At 67.7% G+C, this 6454-nt stretch carries 1 protein-coding gene and 2 pseudogenes; all 3 read left to right on the top strand.

Translation table 11 applies throughout. The annotated features are described in order from the left end of the window. Positions 1 to 120: 120 nt before the first annotated feature. Positions 121 to 1509 (top strand): IS1380 family transposase, encoded by a 1389-nt coding sequence (locus RH94_RS18800; protein WP_073945630.1) that lies wholly within the window; start codon positions 121 to 123, stop codon positions 1507 to 1509. A gap of 222 nt (positions 1510 to 1731) precedes the next feature. After that, positions 1732 to 3264, top strand: a pseudogene (locus RH94_RS18795) (LamG domain-containing protein); the annotation flags it as partial. A 119-nt stretch (positions 3265 to 3383) separates the two neighbouring features. Beyond that, positions 3384 to 6454, top strand: a pseudogene (locus tag RH94_RS18790) (RHS repeat-associated core domain-containing protein); the annotation flags it as partial.

The raw sequence follows: 6454 nt of genomic DNA, 5'->3' as shown, positions 1-6454 counted from the left end.
CCTGGATCCACCGCGTAGCGGACGGGCCGTGGACGGAGAAATCAGAAGAGGTGCCCGCTGACCTGGGATGATGGGAGTTCCTACGCTTCCACCGGTCCCGACCTGCAAGGCACCTCTCAAGTGAAATCGTCCCACAGCCCGGCGCGGGTGTTTGCCGCGTTCGACGAGCCGAATCTCATCGCGCATGCCGGACTGGTCCCGGTGATCCGGCTGGCCGAGCGGTGCGGCCTGCCGGCTCTGGTGGCCGAGAAGGTCAAACTGACCGGCGCGGCCAACGGCGCCGGCACGGCCCCCGACGCGAAGGCGATGAGCATCGTGGGCGGCATGGCCGCCGGCGCCGACTCCATCGACGACCTGGATGTCCTGCGGCACGGAGGGCTGCGGAAGCTCTTCGCAGGGGTGCGGGCACCGTCCACGCTGGGCACCTTCCTGCGCGCCTTCACCTGGGGACACGTCCGGCAACTCCAGTCCGCGACAAGCGCGTTCACCTGCAACCTGGCCGCCCACACCGGACTGGTGCCCACGACGGACGAGGTGGTGTTCGTCGACATCGACTCCAAGGTCAAGCAGGTCTACGGCCCGGCCAAGCAGGGCGCCTCGTTCGGCTACACCAAGGTCCGCGGGCTGCACTTCCAGATCGTCACGGTCAAGACGTCCACCTGCGCGCCGGTCATCGTCGCCACCCGGCTGCGCAGGGGCTCGGCGGGCTCCGGCAAGGGGGCGGCGAGTCTGCTGCGCGAGGCGCTGACCACGGTGCGGGCCATGGGGATCACCGCACAGATCATCGTGCGCGCCGACTCGGCCTACTTCTCCCACAAGGTCGTCGCCGCCTGCCGTCGGGCCGGCGCCCGCTTCTCGCTGGCCGTCGCGGTCACCAAGACGATCCGCGAAGCGATCGCGTCCATCGCCGAGGACGCCTGGACGCCGATCCGGTACACCGACGCGATCTGGGACGCCGAGGAGGAACGCTGGATCTCCGACGCCGAGATCGCCGAGATCCCGTTCACCGCGTTCACCAGCAAGAAGAAGCAGTTCCACACCACCGCCCGGCTGATCGTCCGCCGCGTGAAGCGGCTGAACCCGAAGACGGTGCCCGACGGACAAAGTGAGCTGTTCGCGGTCTGGCGCCATCATGTGGTCTTCACCGACAGCACCTTCGTCCTGACCGACGCCGAGCCCATGCATCGTGCTCACGCCGCGGTGGAACAGGTCTTCGCCGATCTGGAGGACTCCGCCCTGGCCCACCTGCCCTCGGGGAAGTTCACCGCGAACGCGGCCTGGCTCACCCTGGCCGCCACCGCCTACAACCTCACCCGCGCGGCCGGACACCTCGCTTCCGCCTTCCACGCACGGGCACGGACCGGCACGATCCGCCGTCATCTCATCGCCGTTCCGGCCCGCATCGCCCGCCCGGGACGACGAGTAGTGCTGCATCTGCCCCGACGCTGGCGCTGGGCCGACGACTTCACCGACCTGTGGACCGCCACCGGGCAGCGGATGCAGACCTGACCAACCGGACCCCCGCCCGTCCACGATCTGGAAGACCTCGGAGAACCCGCCACCGGAACGGCCATCCGGAAACCCGCCCTGCCCGGAACCGAAAATCCACCCCGAAACCAATCACACCGCGCGATCAAAGATCACGCGGTGGATCGAGGATCAGGGATTCCTGACTGGATGTGTAGCTCGACCCCCGAGGGCAACTACCCCTTCCTCGGCTGGCAAGCCGTCATCACTCCTGATCACGGGGGCGTTTACCGTCTTTCCGTCCGTGCCAAGGACAACGTCGGTACCGGCCGTTACGGGGCTTGGAAGGTCGTGGATTTCGCGGTGCACAGTGGTGCCGGCCCGGTTGGGCGGTGGCACTTCTCCGAGGCCGACGGGGTCGCGATCGACTCCTCCGCGGCGAATGGCACGATCGGGCACAGTGCGACGCTGGTCGGTGGCGCCACCCGGGATGACCGCGGCCGCCGTGGGTTGATCACCCATGATGCGCAGGGAATCCCGCTGGAGGCGCCCGTCACCGACCGGGGGCTGTCCCTGAACGGAACCACCGCGTATGCGCAGACCAGCGCACCGGTCCTGGATACCCGGTCGGCGTTCACGCTGTCGGCCTGGGTGCGATTGGACAGGAACGACGTCTTTGGCACTGTGCTGGCCCAGCACGGCCCTGATGGCAGCCCGTTCGCGTTCCGGTACTCCAACACGTTCAAGACGTGGTACTTCGGCATGCTCAAGACGGACGGAAGCGCGTACATGGGCCAAACTGCTGTCTCTCCGGCTCAGACCAAGGTGTGGACGCATCTGGCCGGCACCTATGACCCGGCCAAGAAGGAGTTGAAGTTCTACGTCAACGGTCAGCCGCAGTCCGGGGCTGCCACGATAGAGGGATCGTTGCGGTCGACCGAACCGCTCCAGTTTGGCCGCATGCAGAACGGGGCCAGCAGCTACACGTATTACTTCCCAGGTTCGATCGACGAGGTGGCGGTGTGGCAGAGGACCCTGACAGCGAACGAGATCTCCGATGAGGCGCGGCTGGCTGTAAGTGACGGCTTCAACGGGGTGGAATTGGTGGCCAACTGGTCGGCGGACCAGGGCAGTGGCAGCAGCGTTCCGGATACCGCCTCCGGCTACGGCAGGTCGCTGACACTGGCTGGCGGGGCGTCGCTGGACGGTGAGGCGATTGTGCTGGACGGCGTGGACGACGCCGCCACGACGGCCGGACCGGTGGTGGATGACACCGGGTCGTTCACGGTCACGGCGCTGGCCTCCCTGGATGGTGACAAGCTCGCGGCCAAGAACATCGGCTATACCGGGCAGGTGCTCGGGCAGCGTACGGCGGACGGTTCGGCATGGGGGCTCTGGTACGAGCTGACAGGCAAGCAGACCGTGCTGGATGAGGACACGTTCGAGGAGAAGACCGTGCCCGTCGGTTTCTGGCGCTTCGGTCGGCTCAACGCGGACGGGACGTTCAGCGCCGTGACTTCCGACGAGAGCGCACTGGTGGACGGCATGGTCCGGTTGACCGGCGTCTTCGATGCCCAGGCAGGCACGACAGGCACGATCAGCCTCTATCTGGGATACATGCAGAACGGCGAACCCCGCGCGTTCACCGCGAAGGCCGGCTCGGGCGACTTCGCTGTCGGCAAGGGCTTCACCGCAGGGGCATGGCGGCACTTCCTTCCGGGCCAGGTGGCAGAGGTACGCCTGTGGGCCGGCGCGATGGCCGATGGGCAGCAGATCGAGGAAACCGTGGGTGACTGACCCGTGGAAGGGGTGAGGGCAGCCCTTGAGGCAGCTGTCCTCACCCCGGGGGTGCGGCAGACCCGGTGTTCTGCAAACGACTGGACTTCTTTTCTACGGGACTGGGCGGGGCGAAAACGATGGTCTTTGGCATAGGCACCTCAAGACGGCGACGTGCAGGAGCCGCACGGCATCGCGCGGGCCGGCTGCTGGTGCAGTCGATCGCCCTCGCGCTGGTGGTTCCCATGGGGCTGGCACAGGTAGCCGAAGCCACGACATCGGGGGGCCTTGGACGGCCTGATGTGCCCAAGCCCCGGGTAAGCAAGGTCCAGGTGTTCGAGGGGCCGGGCGCGAAGAAGGCGCGACAGAAGGTCGCCCGGGACAAGAAGGCCAACACGGCTCAGGCCAGAAAAGCCCGGACGGAGCAGAAGGCTGCCTGGCCCAAGCAGGGCGAGGCCACGCTCAGGCTCACCGGTGGCAGGACGGCCAACGCCTCGCCGGGTGGTGTGCCCATCATGGTGAGCTCGGTACCCGGCGGGAGCGCGAAGGCCCAGGCCGCGGCCGGCGGCACGGCACGGATCAACGTGCTGGACCAGAGGGCCGCCCGGATGGCGGGAGTCACAGGTGTACTGCTGACGGCCGAGGCCGACACGGCGGGCACCGCCGAGGTGAGCGTCGACTACAGCGGCTTCGCCTCGGCGATCGGCGGCGGGTGGTCGCAGCGGCTGCGTCTGGTGCAGTTGCCCGCCTGTGCGTTGACGTCCCCGCAGAAACCCGAATGCCGCACCCAGCGACCGCTGACGTCCGACAACGACGTCGCGCACCAGTCGGTATCGGCGAAGGTGCACCTGGGCGGAGCGGCAAGCGGAACGTCTAAGCAGCTCCTACGCGCGGACAGTGCCGGCGGTGGAGTGACGGTGCTCGCGGTCACCGCCGCCGACGCCGGGTCCGGGCAGTCACCGAAGGGAACCGGGGACTACTCGGCGACGCCGCTGTCATCGTCCTCGTCCTGGCAGGCCGGCGGCAGCTCGGGGTCCTTTACCTGGTCGTACGACTTCACCATGCCGCCCGCGGCGGCCGGCCCGACGCCGTCGCTGTCGCTGTCGTACGACTCGGGCAGCGTCGACGGACGGACGGCGACCACCAACAACCAGGGCACGTCGGTGGGTGAGGGCTTCGCGCTCAGCGAGTCCTACATTGAGCGCACCTACGGCTCCTGCGACGACGACGGGCATCCGGAGGTCTTCGATCTGTGCTGGAAGTACGACAACGCCCGTCTGGTGCTGAACGGCAAGTCGACCCGCCTGGTCAAGGACGACGCTACCGGGCAGTGGCGACTGGAGAACGACGACGCCTCGAAGGTGACGCGCTCCACCGGAGCCGACAACGACGACGACAACGGTGAGTACTGGACCGTCACCACCGGCGACGGCACGAAGTACGTGTTCGGCCTGAACAAGCTGGACGGCGCCGGCGCCCAGCGCACCAACTCCACATGGGCGGTGCCCGTGTTCGGCGACGACGCCGGCGAGCCCGGCTACTCGGGCGGCAGTGCCTTCGCCGACCGTGCTCTCACGCAGGCGTGGCGGTGGAACCTCGACTATATCGAGGACACCCGGGGCAACGCGGCCACGTACTGGTACACGAAGGAATCGAACTACTACAAGAAGAACAAGTCGAAGACCGCCAACGCCTCCTATACCCGGGGCGGCTACCTCACCCGGATCGAGTACGGGCTGCGCAAGGGCGCCCTGTTCGCGGACAAGGCGGACGCGAAGGTCACCTTCGACCACGCCGAGCGCTGCACTGCCTCCAACTGCTCCAGCCTGACGAAGGACACCGCCAAGAACTGGCCGGACGTGCCGTTCGACGCGATCTGCTCCAAGGACGGCTCCGACTGCAACGCGGCCGGCCCGGCCTTCTTCACCCGCAAGCGCCTGACCGGAATCGACACTGTCTCCTACAACGTCACCAGCGGTGTATACGACCCGGTGGACTCCTGGGCGCTGACCCAGGAGTACCTGGACGGCGGGGACATCGGGGACAGCTCCGACCAGGTGCTCACGCTGAAGTCGCTCAAACGCACTGGTAAGGCGGGTGATACGAGCATCGGCCTCAACCCGATCTCGTTCACGTACCAGATGCGGCCCAATCGGGTAGACGCCACCGATGACATCCTGCCGCTGACCCGGCCCCGTATCTCGACCGTCACCTCCGAGACCGGCGCCATCACCACGGTGACCACGTCGGCTCCCGAATGTGTGCGCAGCCAGGTACTGAACGCGGCACCGGACACCAACACCCGTTCCTGCTACCCGCAGTTCTGGCACATCAACGGCTCCTCGGATGCCTCGATCGACTGGTTCCAAAAGTACCGGGTGCTGGCCGTGACCGTCTCCGACCCGGCCGCGGACAACGAGGCGGTCGAGTACGCCTACTCCTACAGCGGTGCGGCCTGGCACCACAGCGACGACCCGTTCACGCCGAAGGGCGAGCGCACCTGGTCGGACTGGCGGGGCTACCGCCAGGTCACCGCGTGGACCGGTGCGACGAGCACGACGCGTTCCAGGACGGTCTCGCTCTACCTGCAGGGCATGCACGGGGACAAGAACAAGGACGGCACCACCAAATCCGTCACCGTTGCCCCGCTGGCGGCACCCGACCTTGGCGCGGCCTCGGTCACCGACAGCAACCAGTATGCGGGCCAGCTTCGCGAGCAGGTCACCTACGACGGCGCCACGCCGATCTCGGCGACGGTGAACGACCCCTGGTCCAAGGAGACCGCCCGGCAGAACGCGCCCGATGCCGCCGATCACGTGGCCCGCTACGTACGCACCGGCAAGGCCAGCACGTACGCCTACCTCACCGCCTCGAAGACGTGGCGCACCCGCTCCGTCAGCACCACCTTCGACGACTACGGCATGCCCGCCAGCGTCAGCGACTCCGGGGATGCCGGCACCGGCGGTGACGAGACCTGCACGCGCACCTGGTACGCACGCAACGACGCAGTCGGCATTACCGGCCTGGCTTCCCGTACCCGCACCGTCGGCCGGGCCTGCTCCATCACGGAATCCAACCTCAGCCTTCCGGTCACCTCCGCCACGGGTGGCGACGTCCTGTCGGACACCGCCACCGTCTACGACACGCCGAACGCCACAGCCTGGTCGGCGACGCAGAAGCCTACTCGGGGCGAGGCCACCTGGGCCGGCCG

Source organism: Streptomyces kebangsaanensis (assembly GCF_001906585.1).
GTDB lineage: Bacteria > Actinomycetota > Actinomycetes > Streptomycetales > Streptomycetaceae > Streptomyces > Streptomyces kebangsaanensis.
The sequence above is the reverse complement of the archived record's forward strand: the minus strand, read 5'-3'. Positions and strand labels throughout refer to the sequence as shown.